Origin of the sequence: Flavivirga sp. 57AJ16 (assembly GCF_028736925.1) — a bacterium.
GTDB lineage: Bacteria > Bacteroidota > Bacteroidia > Flavobacteriales > Flavobacteriaceae > Flavivirga.
The window spans coordinates 71509-88897 of sequence record NZ_JAQZAT010000016.1 but is presented as its reverse complement, the minus strand read 5'-3'; the positions used below and the strand labels follow the sequence as shown (position 1 = coordinate 88897).

Annotated in this window: 12 protein-coding genes; 1 reads left to right on the top strand and 11 read right to left on the bottom strand. The window is 34.7% G+C overall.

Annotated elements, in window-relative coordinates; genetic code table 11:
* Positions 1-194: 194 nt before the first annotated feature.
* The gene (locus PQO00_RS16405; RefSeq protein WP_274185941.1) at positions 195-2972 is read right to left on the bottom strand and encodes a TonB-dependent receptor; all 2778 of its coding nucleotides are present in this window, start codon (positions 2970-2972) and stop codon (positions 195-197) included.
* Between the two features lie 513 nt (positions 2973-3485).
* A complete protein-coding gene (gene der, locus PQO00_RS16400; protein WP_274185940.1) occupies positions 3486-4790 on the bottom strand; it encodes a ribosome biogenesis GTPase Der in 1305 nt (434 codons plus the stop codon).
* Between the two features lie 300 nt (positions 4791-5090).
* Here der and PQO00_RS16395 point away from each other — a divergent pair, with 300 nt between their 5' ends.
* Positions 5091-5462: a GTP-binding protein gene (locus tag PQO00_RS16395; RefSeq protein WP_274185939.1), complete on the top strand. Its 372-nt coding sequence runs from the start codon at positions 5091-5093 to the stop codon at positions 5460-5462.
* A 434-nt stretch (positions 5463-5896) separates the two neighbouring features.
* Here PQO00_RS16395 and era read toward each other — a convergent pair whose 3' ends face one another.
* The 9 genes from era to PQO00_RS16350 all read right to left on the bottom strand — a co-directional run bounded on the left by era (position 5897) and on the right by PQO00_RS16350 (position 17371).
* The gene (era, locus tag PQO00_RS16390) at positions 5897-6778 is read right to left on the bottom strand and encodes a GTPase Era (protein WP_274185938.1); all 882 of its coding nucleotides are present in this window, start codon (positions 6776-6778) and stop codon (positions 5897-5899) included.
* 185 nt (positions 6779-6963) lie between these two features.
* Complete coding sequence (locus PQO00_RS16385) at positions 6964-7692, bottom strand: FKBP-type peptidyl-prolyl cis-trans isomerase (RefSeq protein WP_274185937.1); 729 nt, start codon at positions 7690-7692, stop codon at positions 6964-6966.
* 277 nt (positions 7693-7969) lie between these two features.
* A complete protein-coding gene (locus PQO00_RS16380) occupies positions 7970-9163 on the bottom strand; it encodes a Gfo/Idh/MocA family protein (protein WP_274185936.1) in 1194 nt (397 codons plus the stop codon).
* Between the two features lie 6 nt (positions 9164-9169).
* A complete protein-coding gene (locus tag PQO00_RS16375; RefSeq protein ID WP_274185935.1) occupies positions 9170-10507 on the bottom strand; it encodes a Gfo/Idh/MocA family protein in 1338 nt (445 codons plus the stop codon).
* 15 nt (positions 10508-10522) lie between these two features.
* Positions 10523-11920, bottom strand: a complete 1398-nt coding sequence (locus tag PQO00_RS16370; RefSeq protein WP_274185934.1) for a DUF1080 domain-containing protein — start codon at positions 11918-11920, stop codon at positions 10523-10525.
* 518 nt (positions 11921-12438) lie between these two features.
* On the bottom strand, positions 12439-13839 hold the full coding sequence (locus PQO00_RS16365) for an AMP-binding protein (protein ID WP_274185933.1): 1401 nt from the start codon (positions 13837-13839) through the stop codon (positions 12439-12441).
* 9 nt (positions 13840-13848) lie between these two features.
* Entirely contained in the window at positions 13849-14097 is a 249-nt protein-coding gene (locus tag PQO00_RS16360; protein ID WP_274185932.1) for an acyl carrier protein, read from the bottom strand.
* A 29-nt stretch (positions 14098-14126) separates the two neighbouring features.
* Complete coding sequence (locus PQO00_RS16355) at positions 14127-15536, bottom strand: MATE family efflux transporter (protein ID WP_274185931.1); 1410 nt, start codon at positions 15534-15536, stop codon at positions 14127-14129.
* Between the two features lie 8 nt (positions 15537-15544).
* A complete protein-coding gene (locus PQO00_RS16350) occupies positions 15545-17371 on the bottom strand; it encodes an IucA/IucC family siderophore biosynthesis protein (protein ID WP_274185930.1) in 1827 nt (608 codons plus the stop codon).
* Positions 17372-17389 lie beyond the last annotated feature (18 nt).

The following is a 17389-nucleotide window of genomic DNA, read 5'->3' as shown; positions in this document are numbered from 1 at the left end:
TTGCCCAATCAAGGAAAAAAGAAACGGTTATTATGTGCTATTTCAAAGTTAAACTGGTATTATCCTCTCAAAGAATGATAAAAAAACAAGGGGCGTAACAGGAAATAGCACATTAATCCCTAACTTTAAAAGTAGGAAACTATTTTAACGGAACAAACAGCACTTTATACAGCATCATAAAAAGTGGCAAATGCCTACACCCCATGCCTCCATCTCCTATCATCTGCCTCTCCTTTTTCACCCAAACTATTAAACTTCCAACTAAAACTTAACATGAAATATTGTTCTAGAACGGTACTCTGGGAATCCTGTATAAAGTTCTCATTTGCAGTTCGTCTTGCATTTGTATTTTGCTTCAACAAGTCGTAAGCTTTAAGTGTTAAAGTAGCCTTATCTTTCATCAAGGAATGTGCTAAAGTAGCATTCCAAAACCAAGAGCTTTTTTGAAAACCGTCAGCAATATTAGGGTTGTAATTATATTGTATTTCATTTCTCCATTCAAAATGTTTAGGAAAAAAAGTTGCTGTACTTAAATGAAGGGAATGATACAGGAACTCTCTATCTTTAAAGGAATCAATACCGAACGTATTTTTAGTGAAATTAATTTGGTACCTTGGTCTAAACTCCATCAGATCCTTCCATGTAAACGTAAAATCAATATTAGGTGAAACACCTATAACGTTACTGGCATATAGGATCCCATTATTATAATTTATAGTTCTATTTTTATTTCCATCAATTCCAATGCCATATTTTAAGGTTCTTAAAGAATCTAGCTTAACTTTTTTGTCATAATTCAAATTCCCGTTAATTCTGTAATTTCCATTGACATTTGAATAGGTTGTGTTTCTAACAAAATTTTCGTCAATAGTTGTATTAGAAACCACTTGGTTATTTATAAAACTGGCACTAAAACGAGAGAAAAAACCTGTTCCTTTTTGAGGGTCGAAAGTATTATAACCCATATAGATACGATGACTATTGGTTGGCTCCAAATCGGGATTACCCACTATGGTGTTTAATGGATTAGAAACATCTTGAAACGCTTGTAATTGTCTTAATTGAGGCGGGTCATTATTTAATCTATGTCCAAAATACATCGATGATTTTGGGCTAAACCTATAACGAAAGTTAGAACCTAATTCTATAGCTTCAAATTTACGTTTAATACTAAATTGAGGTCTTAACAAATCTCTATTTTCTAAATTTCTATACAAATAACTCGTATTAAATCTAGCTGACCATTTCTTGTTTCTATATCTAATCGAGACCCTTGGTCTAAGTATTTCATTTATATACTCAAAATCTGTACTTAAATCCGTATTAAAAACCGTATAATCTCCATTAGTATCTTTATCTAATGTGCTTTGTTTATCTTCTTGTACATTTCGACTGTAGTTATATCCAAAATTTAAAAACAACCCCTTTGTTATTAAGGGTATGTTATAATTTATATCTGTATTTAAATTATTAACTTCATTGTTCCCTTCCGTAAATTGATCTCTTATAATTTCATCGGGACTATCTCCATAAATATTGGTTCTGGAAAATAAAAAATCATTGCTTTCCCTTTTTCTAATTTCATTTCCTATAGCCAAGCTTAGGTAAGCACCTTTTGAGCCAAAACGCTTTGTAACTTCAATATCGTTACTAAAGTTTTTACCAAAAGTTTCTACGGTTGATTCTGTATTAGATTCATTGGTCAATGTATTTAACTCATCTCTAGAAGCTTCATCTCTTAAAAAAACCGTTTGGTTTCTAGTATGCCTAAATGTTGGTGCTATATTGACCAATAGCGTAGAATCAATTTCAATATCGAACTCCATATTGGCACTATGGCTATCACTATCACTAAATGATCTAGATTCTGAATTGGTAAAGTATCTGGAGTCTGGCAATATATTTTCCCGTTGCGTTGATGTTACATTATCAGAACTACTTCCTGAATAAAAATAGTCTGTACTTAAATCTACTTTCTCTCCTAACTTATCGGCAAAATTGGCGCCTACATTCTTAGAGGTTGTAATCCCTTGTCCACCACCAAAAGAACGTCCATCGACTTGAAAAGAACCATTACCACTAAAACCACGAGAGTTTCCTCCTCCAAACATTTTTCTTATTTCACCAAAACTAAATCCAGGCGAGTTTATGTTATTTCCTCCTGCCAACACACTAAGTCGCTGATCATTATCGAAACGATTAAACATCCCTGCAAACTCATATCTTTTATCTGTTCCTGCACCTGCTGAGACGCGTCCAAAAACCCCTTTATTATTTTCTTCTTTTATGGTAAGGTTAATCGTTTTATTTTCATCATCACCCTCTTCTCCAGAAAATGCCTGAGACTTGGTTTTTGTATCGACTACCTGTATTTTTTCAATAATCTCCTTGCTCAAATTTCTAGTAGTAATGGTTGGGTCATTACCAAAAAAAGGCTTCCCGTTAACTAATATTCTACTAACAGGTTTCCCATTTACTTTTATTTGACCATCTTCTTCTACCTCTACGCCTGGCAGTTGTTTTAACAGGTCTTCAACATTGGCATCTTTTTTAGTTTTAAAGGATTTCACATTAAACTCTAGGGTATCTTTTTTAATGATCATCGGAGCTCTTGATTTTATAATGACTTCATCCAATGCATTGTCGTCCACCTGCATAGTAATGGTCTTTAAATTAATCTCCGTTTTATCCATTTTTATGATTTTTGAATATGTTTTATATCCAACATAAGATATTAATAAATTCAACTGCGTATCTGCTGTTTTATCCTCTAAAGTAAAAGAACCGTTTTTATCGGTTATTGTATAACCAACTAAAGCACTGTCTTTCACACGTTCTATATAAACAGTTGCAGACTCTAACGGAAGGTTTTCATCCTCCGAAATTAAGGTGCCTGAAATTTCAAATGTTTTAGACTGGGAAAAGGATAATGTTACGCATAAGAATACTAAGAAGAAAAGGGTTTTTCCCATTTTAATTGAGGTTTTGATTGATAACTATTTTGATTGATAACTAATTATTTTTTTCTCACAAATACTATACCGTACCTACGAAAAAATGAAACGAAGATAGACCAGTACTCATTTAAATTTTCTTAAAAAAGACTTAAATCATTCATAAAAAATGTTATTATTTAGTTAACTTTCTTGAATATCCAATTATGAACTCATCTTGACTTTTTCTATTTCCTAAAACCTACTTCCGGTAGGCAGGAAGTTATACCAATTATTACTCACAAGGTTTTGACCTTTTTGGTCAAAAATCGAAATGATATTATTTAGACTCCCGTTTTACTCAATGGTTTAATATTAATGAATTCATGCATCTTGCAATTATACGGGAATGACAATCCGGTAGGCAGGTTCAATGGAAATTCCGAGGCAGAACCTCGAGGAATTCCTTTCGATTAAAAAATAAGTGATTTTCGACAAGAAATTAGGGTAATACCAATTTGAGTATAAGTCTTTTGTGAAAAAGTCTGTCCCCTACTTCTTACGCATATAAACACTTATTGGAACTCCTGTAAAATCAAAATGTTCGCGAAGTTTATTTTCTAAAAAACGTCTATAAGGATCTTTTATATATTGTGGCAAATTACAGAAAAAAGCAAACTGAGGTTGCGGTGTTGGCAATTGCATAATGTATTTAATCTTTACAAATTTAGCCTTATAAGCTGGTGGTGGGTAGTTTTCTATAATAGGAAGCAAAACATCATTAAGTTTACTCGTTTTTATTTTTTTAGAACGGTTTTTATACACCTCAACAGCAGTTTCTATGGCTTTAAAAATACGTTGCTTGGATAAAACCGAAATAAATACGATCGGTACATCTGTAAAAGGTTCAATTTGCTTTTTGATAGCTTTCTCATAGGCTTTCATCGATTTATGGTCTTTCTCTACTAAATCCCATTTATTAACCAAGATGACAATACCTTTTCTGTTACGTTCTGCCAACCAAAATATATTTTGGACCTGCCCATCAAATCCTCTTGTGGCGTCCAGAACCAAAAGACAAACATCTGCATGTTCTATAGCCCTAACACTTCGCATGACCGAGTAAAACTCTAAATCTTCTTTTACCTTTGATTTTCTTCGTATTCCAGCTGTATCAACTAAATTAAATTCAAAACCAAAACGATTGTATTTTGTATCGATAGAATCTCTTGTGGTTCCTGCTATATCTGTCACTATATATCGGTCTTCTCCTATCAACGCATTAATAAATGATGATTTTCCCGCATTAGGACGACCAACAACTGCAAAGCGCGGTAACTCCTCTTCTTCAACCTCTTCCTTTTCCGGCAAAGCATCGACCAAAGCATCCAATAATTCTCCTGTGCCGCTTCCATTTATACTTGCAATGCTATAATATTCGCCTAAACCTAACGAATAAAACTCAACTGCATCTTCAGATCGCTTTGCATTATCAACCTTGTTAACGACCAAGAATACCGGTTTGTTTACCTTTCTAAGTAAATTAGCAACATCTTCGTCCATACCGGTCACACCATTTTCAACATCTACCATAAAAATAATAGCATCAGCTTCATCGATAGCTAATTCAACTTGCTTATCAATTTCAGCCTCAAAAACATCATCACTTCCTAATACATAGCCACCAGTATCGATAAGAGAAAACTCTTTCCCGTTCCAATCACTTTTACCATAATGACGATCTCTTGTAACACCGCTCACCGCATCAACTATAGCTTCTCTTCGTTGTATTAAACGATTAAAAAAAGTTGATTTCCCTACATTTGGTCTTCCTACTATAGCTACTATATTGCTCATAATCTATAAAATGATATGCAACAGCCTAAGGCTGTTTTATTTATATTTCTCTTTTGAAATATTTTGCAAAAATAGGAAATATAGTCTTCTCAAAGTGTTTTTATAAAGATTAAAACTATTTATGTTTTATAGAAAAAAATAGTAATTTACTGTACTTAAAATAATATTAATGACATGCCAACAACTAATGACATTGTTTTAAGGCCGCGATTTAAAATTAAGCTTCATACAAATAACCAATCTGCTTTAAAGGATTTTGAAGCTTTAAAATCCCAGTAATCTGAGCTTATAGTAACCCGATTGGACAATCATGTCTTTATTAAATTCCCTAAAGAGCAACAGCATTTTTGGTCACCACAGCTACATTTAGAAATTGATGATGATTCAAGTTTACTGCATGGGTTATACGGCCCTAACCCTACGGTTTGGACTATGTTTGTGTTTTTTCATTTTATAATTACTGGCTTATTCATCGCTTTTGGAATATGGGCTTATACTAATTTGTCTTTAGATAAAAGTTATGCCGTACAAGTAAGCTTAATGCTCTTAATGGTCATTATTTGGATTGTTTTATACTTTGCTGGCAGTATTGGAAAAGCTTCCAGTAAAAACGAAATGCGTGCATTAAATAACATCATGAATACAGTTATAAAAAGCAAAAAAGTTCCTTAATCTTAAAAATTAAAGGACTGATACCAATTTGAATATAAAATGTCGCATGTCGACTCGCTTACCCAATCAAGTTGAGTACAGGCTTTTTTAAATTTAAAAGCCTTGTTCATAAATTCCGTAGCAACACTATGCAATCTAATCACAGCGTTTTTAAATTTAAAAATAACATCGCCTTTAATACGACATTTTATACTCAAATTGGTATTAATCGACTCACTAAAAACTCAATAAAACCAAACATTCTCGAATATTTTCGTAAAAACAAGATTTGGAACAGCCTCTCCACCACTTAAAAAACCAAAAAATGATACCAGAAAATAACAAATTATGGTTTACTACAGTATTTCATATTGGGTTACTGTTACAACCCCAAAGATGCTATATGTATTTAAAATTAACGTTGCTCCTCTATTAAGAAGAAAATATTAGTTTTTTTATTGATTGTAACCAAAACGTTTTAGTTGGTTTTGATTGCTTCTCCAATTTTTATTCACTTTAACATAAAGTTCCAGATGGATTTGCTTGCCAAAGAATTTTTCTAAATCTTTTCTAGCCTCAACCCCTACTCGCTTTAAAGCACTTCCTTTATGTCCGATAATAATCCCTTTTTGAGTCTCGCGTTCAACCATAATAACAGAACGAATTCTAATAATTTTCTCTTCTTCTAAAAATTCTTCGGTATCAACTTCAACAGCATAAGGGATTTCTTTTTTATAGTGAAGCAGAATTTTTTCCCTTATGCTTTCATTTATAAAAAAGCGCTCTGGTTTATCTGTTAATTGGTCTTTTGGATAAAATGGTGGGGATTCTGGAAGTAACTCTATAATCCTATCAAACACTTCTTTTACCTGAAAACCTTCAAGTGCCGAAATTGGAATGATCTCTGCATTGGGTACTTTTTTTGCCCAAAGTTGCACTTGTGTTTCCAATGTTTCTTGATCTGATCTATCAATTTTATTTAACAGTAATAATACGGGTATTTTTGATGATGTAATCTTCTTAAAAAAAGCTTCATCTTTTAGTGCTTGCTCTCCTATTTCCACCATATAAATTAGGACATCGGCATCTTCAAAAGCAGATTTCACAAAGCCCATCATTGATTCCTGCAACTCATAAGCTGGCTTTATAATGCCTGGCGTATCACTAAACAATACTTGAAAATCGTCTCCATTTACAATCCCTAAAATCCTATGACGGGTGGTTTGAGCCTTCGATGTTATAATAGACAATTTCTCACCCACAAAGGCATTCATTAATGTAGACTTGCCTACATTAGGATTACCTATAATATTTACAAAACCTGCTTTGTGGCTCATATATTCCTTATTTTTATTTGTGAACCCTTTTGGGTTTTTCCTATTTCCTATAAAACAAAAACCAAGATGGGTTCTGTGCAAAGTTACAATGTTTGTACTTTTCCACACTATTAATATACTTATAAAACAAAAGAACAGGAAGCATGCGCTTCCTGTTCTTTTGTTTTATAACGTTAAGTAAATTATTACTTAACTATTTCCAATAGTTCTACTTCAAAAATTAAAGGATCAAAAGGTTTTATGGCACCTCCTTGACGTGGAAAAGCTCCATATGCCAATTCTTGTGGGATGAAAAATTTATATTTAGATCCAACTTTCATAAGCTGAAGTCCTTCTGTCCACCCAGGGATTACTTGATTAATTCCAAACTCTGTTGGTTTTCCTCTATCTACAGAGCTATCAAATACAGTGCCATCAATTCTAGTTCCATGATAATGAACTTTCACTTTAGAAGTTGCTTCTGGGATGTCTCCATCTCCTTGTTTTAAAACAATGTACTGTAAACCACTTTCGGTTGTTTCTACACCTTCTTTTGATATATTTTCGGCTAAAAACTTTTCGCCTGCAGCTTTATTTTCTCCAAATTGCTCTTCAGCTTTCTTTAGAGCTTCTTCTTGTTGCTTTTTAGCTTTTTCTTGTTGCATTCTTTGCATATATGTTTGAATAATTTGCTGAACTTTAGTTTCTTCAATTAAAATATTTGAAGAGTCAGACATATTAACATATCCTTGTATAAATAAATCTTTATCAAACTCGGTAAAGCTGGCTTTTACATTTCTAGCTACATCCATTCCAATAGCGTAACTAATAGAATCTATTTCTGTTTTCAATGGTTTATTTGTAACACCATTTTTATTACATGAGGCTATAAGTAAAGCAATTGTTACCAAGCTTAAAATTTTTATTGTTTTCATCTTTTTGTTTTAGTTATTTTAATTGATGCCAAAAGTAACAAATTTACACACATAAAAAAAAGAAAAACCTTCTTGAACACAGGAAGGTTATTGAGTCATTTGTATAAATACCATAATTAACTTTTAATATCTTGGATAAGCTTAATAGAAAATCTTGTTAATTCTTCTATTACAAGCAATAGCAATATCTTCTCTTTAAACCGGTGTTACTATAAAGTTAGCTCCTAAGGCCATGAAGCTGCAGCATCGTTTTGTTATAAATCATAGATTCTACATTCTAATACGTATATTTTTCTTTCCAATATTGGATATTTTCATTATACATAGCGTCTAAAGATAACTGAACCGCAACCGCTGTATTAGCTCCTGTGTATATATTGGAAATTGGGGTTTCATTATTTAAAATAGAATCCCTAAAATCCATTAAGGCCTGTTCGCTAGGATCAATATGTGATATGTTTATTGGAACTCCTTTTCCTTGTAAATGAGTATTTGTTGTTGCACCAGAAACCCCATCAACATCGGCCAATTCTTTCTTATAACCATCTTCATAATAAATCCATGCCTTGGTATAGTTTAATAAAATAGTTCCTTTACTTCCATGAACTTTTATTTGGTAATCTCCCAATGCATTATTCGTTAAGCACGTAAATTTTGCTTTTACGCCGCTTGGATATTCAAATAACAAATGAATATTATCAAACGTTTCTCGCCCATCCTTCCAAAAATCTATGCCTCCTGTACCCATAATTTTTTTAGGGTTTTCTCCTAGAACCCAATGCACAAAATCTATTTGATGAGAACAGAGTTCTGCTGCCATACCTCCCGAATATTCTCTATACATTCTCCAATTTATAGCACGTTCTAAAGATGGATCGGGAACTGGTCTACGCCAATTACCATTTCTATTCCATTGACATTCAAAAGACACTATTTGGCCTAATTCTCCTTTTTTAATAAACTCGACAACATGTTTATAGAGTGTAGAACTATGGTATTGATGTCCAGTCTGAAAAATTGTTTTTGCCTTTGATGCTTTTTTCACCAAACGATCTATTCCTATTAAGCCTTTAACCATTGTTTTTTCACAATATACATGCTTCCCAGCATCTATAGCATCTATGGCAATGGCCTCATGAGTATTGAAAGGTGTCGCTATTAACACGGCATCAATATCCTTATTATTTAACAGCGCTTTATAATTAGTATAAGGCTTGGCTTTATTTTGAGTTCGTGAAAGCCCATTTTCCAATCGAAAGGGTAACACATCACAAACAGCGGCAACATGAATACCTTCAATTTTATTTAATACAGGAATCATACCACCCCCACGATCACCAGTTCCTATGACTCCTATGTGAATGGTATCATTACTACCTGTTTTTCCAGACATGGCCTGTAAAAGAGAGGCACTTGCTAAAACTCCCGTTGAAGCAATCCCTCCTTTAATTAAAAATTCTCTTCTTTCCATTTTTATTTATAACTTAGGTTCCCACCCTTGCTCATAGTCTCTTTTCCAATGCTTCATTATTTTATCATTATTTAAAATTTTACCAGTAGTAGAATCTATTTTTAAAGTTGCTCCTGCATCTTGTGCCATATTACCTAAATGACATAGCATGGTTGAGATACTAGCATCCTTGATATCAGAATTTAAACTTTTATCTTTTCGTATCGCATCAAAGAAATTGCCAACATGATAAACATCCAATCCTCCTATGCCTCTTGTATTCGTAGTTTCACTAGCAGATTTTTCAAGCTCTTCTTTTATCAAGTTTCCTTGTAAATCAAATAATTTATAAAAATTACGATCTAATTGTATGGCTCCCTTACTCCCATAAATAGTAGCACCTCTACCAGGCCTTTTTGGTTTCATAATGCCCCTACTATGTCCAGTCCATGTAATGAATTTATCGTTTGCGAATTTATAGGTCACTTGCTGATTATCTACAAATTCCCAATCATCTTCATAAGTATATTTACCTCCAAAAGAAGTAATACTTTCAGGCAAATTAACACCCAATGCCCAACGGCAAATATCAATTTCGTGTGTACCATTGTTATGAATTTCTCCTGTTCCCCAATTACGGAACCAATGCCAGTTGTATGGATGGATATTATCTTTATAACCTGTTCTAGGCGCCGGTCCCTGCCAAAGGTCCCAATCTAATGATTTTGGCACTTCTATCTTATTACCAATACCTATGGTTCCTCTATTATTTGAATAATATGCTTCCCCTTTATATACGTCTCCAATAATCCCTGCTTTTATATCTTTTACAGCATTCATTGATGTTTGGGCAGAACGCTGCTGGTTACCCATTTGCACTTTCTTACCATATTTTTTCTGAGCAGCAACTAAAAGATCATTTTCATGTGGATTATGACTACACGGTTTTTCTACATATACATGCTTACCTGCTTGCAGTGCTAAAATGGCCATAGGCGCATGCCAGTGTTCTGGAGTTGCAATAAAAACGGCATCTACATCTTTATCCTCTAAAATCTTGCGAAAATCTTTTTCTACCTTAGGAATATATCCAATATTCTTTTTACACCATACATTATGTTCCTCCAAAATAGTATCATCTACATCACAATTATAAAGAATCTTAGCATTCAAATCTTGATGAATTGCCATTATATGTGCCTTAGCTCTACTTCGTACCCCAATAACTGCACAGCCAATATTTTCGTTGGCTCCGAGAATTCTAGAATAACTTTGAGCAGATAGGCTTGTCAACCCGCTGGTTAATGTCATACCCACAGCTCCTATAGTTGCCTTTTTTATAAAATCCCTTCTATTGGAACTCATATTTAAAGTCACTTTTTAATTAAACTCTCTTATTTTTATACTTCTAAAATACACAGTATTTCCATGATCTTGTAACAAGATATGACCACTGGCCCATTGACCAAATTCTGGCCATCTACTATATTTACTATAAGCGACCAAAGCCCTAAACATTTGGGAATATCTATCATATTCAATAACTTTTTCGTTATTTAACCAATGTTCTACTTGGCCATCTTTAGCAACTATTCTGGCCTTATTCCAACGATCAATACCTTTAAATTGTTTTCCTCTGCCTGGTACCGAAAGATTCTCAGCAGCCATGAGGTCATACAATGAAGAAATAGTTCTATTACCATTGGTTCCAGCTTTAGCGTCCGGATGATTTTTATCATCTAAAATTTGAAATTCACAACCAATTGCAGAACCAGGTCCTTTATTTAATTCTGGATCTACAAAATATTTAATTCCGCTATTCGCTCCTTTTGTTATTTTAAATTCCAACTCTAATTCAAAATCGCTAAAAACATCCTTCGTAATAATATCCCCCGGACCTGTAGACTCTCCTCCGTCTGTAGCTAAAACAGATAAAACACCATCATTTATTTCCCATCCCGATTTCGGAAAATGAGCTATTTTTGCACCTTTCCAACCATGAGTTGTTTTTCCGTCCCATAATAATCGCCAGCCATTTCTTTTTTCGTAATCGGTAATTTTATTAATTAAATAACTCACCTCTCGAACTTGTGGGTCTGATTCCCAACTTTCCCCTTCCAGATTATCAGTTTTTATCCTGATATTTCTCCACTTAATTTTTCTACCAGCATGCGCTTCATCGGATCCAATACCATGCACTTGAAGGCCAATAAATCCAGATGCTGTTAAATCGTCTACCAGATTAGAACATTGTATGCCATTTATCCAAGTTCTAATGGCATTACCAATGGCTTCAACCCTACATTTATTCCAAACGCCATTTTTAAAAGCTTTCCTTCCCTTTGGGTTTAATGATAATGGATACATCCAAGCCCTTCTGGATTCATCATATATCCCTCCACTAAAAGCACGATCACTAGGGTCTATTTCAAATTGGTATCCATGAACCCTACCGTTATTATAATCTTTAAAGCTATTAGATCTAAACTGAACCCCTGTATTAATAGATGGGTCTGCCAAAATTTCAAATTCTAAAATAAAATCATCATATTTTTTTTCAGTACACAAAAAACTATTAGGGGTGTTTGTTTTTGTTATACCTACAATTTCATTATTCTCTACAACATACTTAGCCGTACCGTTTAACTGTTTCCAGCCATCTAAATTTTTTCCATTAAAAAGAGATACCCAACCATCATTCCCTGTTTGAGAGTAAGACCTGAAACTCAAAAAACTAACTAAAAAAAGGCTAGCTAACAAGCATATTTTTAATTTCATATATATTCGGTTTTTACTATATTACGTGTGCGTACACAAAAATAATGATTTGTATCTAATCCGCAAATTTAATACTATAAATTATTGTTCTCTTTGTCTTTCATAATAATACCAAATAAACTTCAAAATAACTGGTTAAATCCGTTTAGCTCACTATCATTTATTTTTATAATAAGGAGTTCGTGAATCTTCGATTTCTATTTCCTTTATATTTTAATAAAAAACATAACCATAACTAGGCTATGTTTATGTTTTTTATCTCATCTAAAGAAAATATAATTCAAATTTATTACCAATCATTTTAAAATTCATTTGGTATAAGTTGATTTTATGTCAACTTATTTCAGGATGGGACAATAAAAACAAAAAAATCTCCAAGAGTTGCAACCCTTGGAGATTTAAAACTATCTTTAAAAAACCTGTAACGATTATTTAAGGACTCGTCACTCATTTAAATTCGGCGCGAATGGTCCACTTTACCCGAATTTTCAACTATAAGCCCCAACCCCATATAACTATCATAACCTGATCTCTCCCGAATGAATTTCCTTTGTTAGTAAGGGATAATCTACTTTCCCGTTCACGGTCAGCGGTATTTCCTTTAAGAATTTTGTTTTATAGTAATTCGGATTGATTCCCAGCTTTTCCCTTAAAACACCTCCTATGGACTGCCTATCCCATTTATCATCAGAATAAACAATTACCATATATTTATCTTCGATCCCGACACAAATAAAAATACTCCCTTCCAAGGAATTCTTAAGGATTAATTCCACCTCATCCAAGTTTAATCGAACCCCCAGAAGTTTCACGATCCGTTTCATTCTTCCTTCTATATAATAATATCCATCTTTATCAACCCGGGCAATATCGCCTGTGTACAACTCTTCAGCTTGCTTAAAAAATTCCAGATCGTTAATGCTGTTGGCATAACCGCCAAATACATTCGCGCCGCTGTATATAAGTTCCCCTGTATCTTCGTGCAACCTGAACATACCTCCTTTAATCGGCTTTCCAATGGTCCCTCTTTTATGATAAAAATCATCAGACAACAGTGCAGCCATTCTTCCCCCTGCCTCTGTTTGCCCATATTGTACAACAAACTGCTTTTGGAATTTTTTAGAATATTCAGCAATTGTATTCCATAAATTCTGGTTTAACAATCCCCCTGTATGGGTTAGATAACGTAATGAAGGGGAATCCTTTTTGAAAAACCCTATACGCTGTAGTATTTCATAAAAGTATGGCACTCCACCCAACGTAGAGTACTTATAGTTTGCAAAATCATCCCAGAATCCTTTCTGAAATACATCCTTGGAAGTGCAGACTATAGTACTTGCCTTTATACAGTTGGTTGTAAAAATTGAAAGCCCGTATACAAAGTTCACGGGCACGTTTATAGGAACGACATCTTCCTTTTGTATGGGCATATAATCCAATATTGATATGGCATTCTCTACCAGATTATCATCGGAAAGTTTAACGAATTTTGGAGATCCTGTAGTTCCAGAGGTATTCATCAATATCTTTATATTTTGATTTATGGGGTACCTAAAATCATCCGATCTCTTAAAGAGGGTGATATCCTCTGAAACCCTTACCGGCATGTATCCGTTAATTTCAGTTCTAGAAGGATCGAAAATATACAAGGGCTTATACTTCCTTTCCAATTCTATTTTATACCCTTCAAATAATCCGATATTCAATAACGCGATAGCATCATTGCTTTGATAAAAATTCAACAGCACTTCCATAGCGCCCAATTGATTGTCGTTATAAACAAAAATGAGCCCCCTAACATCTTCATGATAACCAATCTCAAGAGAATTACTTATTTTATCAATACCTTTATCAACCCCAGTTTTAGCATCCCGAAATACCAAGTTCTTATTTCTGAATATTAATTCATCCAACTTCATAGGCCCTCTTTAATGTTCTATTACAACTCCGTACTTGCTATGCAATACCTCCCTTACTCTTTGTACGTTATTCATTTCCAAGACATCTTCCATACCAATGGATATGTCATAAAAACTTTCCAGTTCACTAATCAGTACCAAATGGCTCATGGAGTCCCATTCGGCAATCTGCTGATATTGAAGCTCATCATTTACTGCTTCTACAGGTATTTCAAAAGCCTTAGCAAAAACTTTATATAATCTTTGTTTTGTTTTCATCTCTGTAATGTTTATAATTATTAAATATTTTAGATTTTAATTTTTTTCCATTTTCCACTTTTAAAAACAAGGATACAGATGATCCCAAGCAAAAATTCAGATACTAATAAGGCTGTAAAAACCCCCTTATATTCAAATTCTAATTCAACTCCCCAATAATAGGACAGAGGAATCTGTAAACAGTAAAAAACTATGAGATACATCAAGGTAACCAACCAAACATTCCCGGCGGCATTTAGCGACCTGGAAATAACCATGGTGTACCCCAATAACAAGTAAGCCAATGAAATCAAGTGTATATAGGTCTTACTGTATTCAATGACCTGTGGATCATTCGAAAAGAAGCTAAATATAGGTTCTGAGAAAAACGCCCAACATAAAGCTATAATTGCCAAAAACAAGACATTGATCCTTCCGGCCCTCCATACGGACGTTTCCGCCCTTTCAGGTTTATGGGCTCCAAGGTTATGGCCAGTCAATACCCCAGCTGCATTCCCAATACCCCAAGCTGGCATGGTTGAAATAGATCCAATTCGTTGCGCTAATACATATCCTGTTAAAGCGGCATCTCCGAAAAACGACATGATCTTAATCATAATAACCCAGCTCGAAGCCGGAATTAAAAACTGCAACGTCCCCCCGATAGATAACCGAATTAAACTCTTAAAAATTTGAGGCTGAAAAACAAAGTGCTCTTTGCTTACTTGTATGGAAAAATTTTTATTGAAGAAAATCCAAGCCTGATAACCAACTCCTATTGTTCGGGAAGCAATTGCCGCCAATGCCATGCCCAGCAATCCCATTTCTGGAACCATCCCCCAGCCGAAGATTAATATCGGACACAATAAAAGATGGATTCCATTGGATATCCATTGGGACCTCATGGCCACAGCCGGATTACCAGCACCTCTAAAAATTCCATTATTAACCATCCGGACAATCAATAATCCGGAAGAAATAAACATCAAGCTTGCAAATACGCGCCCTTCCCTTATCATTGGTTCCGAGAGCCCTATTAATTTTAGGATCTCTTCAGTCCAAAAAGCACACCCCATACTTAAACCCAAAGCAATAGGCAAGGTTAAATACATGGTCTGCACTACGGTTTGTCCAGCAATATCATATTCTTTCGCACCCATTCTTCTCGAAATCAAAGCAGAGGTGGCAATACTTATTCCAACTGCCGCAGCATACAATAATGCGGTAAAAGACATGGTGGTCCCCGCTATCGCAATAGCATTTGAACTTAACCTACCGACAAAAAAGAAATTGGCCCCTACAAAGACCGACTCTATAATCAATTCGGCCACGGCTGGTAGTGCAATGATAAAAATGGACCTGTTTATACCGCCCACAGTGTAGTTATTGTTTACCTTTCCAGATAAAGCAAGTCGACATAGATCGACAAGAGACCCAATTCTGAATAAAAGACTTTTCATTTCCAACCTTAATTTTCTTTTACCTGCTCCCATACATGAATTAGTGGGTTGGGCAAATAGCCCTTCTTGTTCATATGCGGAAAATCGGAAGTCTCACCATACCCTCCATAAAGCCTCCTACTATTAAAAACCAATCTTTTAAATTCAGGAATAAAAATATTGTACTTCTTGAACTTTTCCTTAAGTTCTGGATGTTCACTCTGATATTCTAAAACAGTCCTGTAAACCAATGTCCAAAAAGCGTCTTCTGAATAATCCGAGTGTACTATTAAAATATTACTGAGGTACCGAAAGAAGGCATCAAAAATTGCTATTAGGATACTCAATGGGGCATTTTCCGGATTGGATCTTGATACAAACATATTTTCCGAAAATTCCTTTGGCAGCTTTTGCTGTGCTTCCTCGTTCAATAAAATATCCCCAACAAAATCCTGCAACATAATACGCACAGGTATAAAATCCTTTAATACAACAATGGTATTTTGTCCATGCGGATCAACATTAATTGAATGCCCATAGAATATTTGCAGTATAGGCTTCAGATAGACCCTTAGATATTGCCGTAACCATTTATCCACTGTCAATCCGGATCTATTAATAAGTTCTTGAATAAAGCTATCTCCATGTTCATCTACATAAAGTAGGGAAGCCATGGTAATCGGTTTTTCTCCTTCTTCCGTATAGTTCACAGGGCTTTCACGCCACATAGCTCCTAAAAATTGATGGTATTGATAAGGGGCATCTTCTATCCGTTCGTACTTGGAATGCCTATAACTTACAGAAGCGACCTCTCCCAATAAAGTTATTCCCGTATTTTGCAAATAAGCATCATTTAACAACATTCCTTTTAACCATTCGGTTAGTTGGGGGGCTACAGATAACTGTTTGGGTGATAATCCCCTAATATGGCTCGTATTCAATATAGATAGCGCCGTCTTTACATAATGCTTTTGCGGCTCAGTCTTGTTGAACAGTGTACGAATACTTTGTTGGGGACTATAATAATCACCTCCGAAGCCCAATGGAATAATATACTTCTTCGCTATATCGGTAGAAAACTGAAGAGCCAGTTTGTTCTTCCATTGCCAAGGATGCACCGGAACCAAAATATAATCATCAGGATCGACCGAGGCACTATAAAGAGTTTCTTTCCATTCTCGAAACAATCTAGCCCCCAATTCCTTTTTCAGAAAGTTGTCTTGAGTTTCATTTGAAAGTACTTTCATGAAAGAACGAGATCTGTGAACCCCTATCCAAAATAATTGAAATTCCTGATCGGCTTCGGGAGAATATCTCATATAATCATCCAAACCAAACCCTAAGCGTCCTTTATTCACAATTACCCAGGGGTGTCCATCTGTTACGTTGTGCTCAATAGTTTGAAAGTCCAAATCCATAAGATCGGAAACATTCCTTCGTCCCTTATAATGAATATAGGCGTCTGCAAACAGTGTATGCTGTAACTCCTCAATATAGTGGGTCAAGGTAAAGCTGTCCATTTTGAAGGCCTTCTGATTTTCTATAAAAAAGTCGGAGACATTCACTATTTGGTCTGCCCCTCCTTTTTCATTTTTTAAAATACTGTGCTTCTCTACATACCAGTAGTTTAAATATCGAGGGGAAGCAGCATACGAATAGGTAATATCCGGTATATCGGTTATGATCCTGAACCACGTGCGCCCGTTCGATTCCGTTCTTATTATTTCAGGATGAACCACATCTTCCCTCATAAGCTCCGCAATGCTTTTGGCAAGTATGTTGCGGTTTACTTTATCCCAAACACCCACATTCAGGTGAGCTGTATTTATAGTTATATCTTCTATAGTTTCCATCATTTTCCAAATTGTTATTTA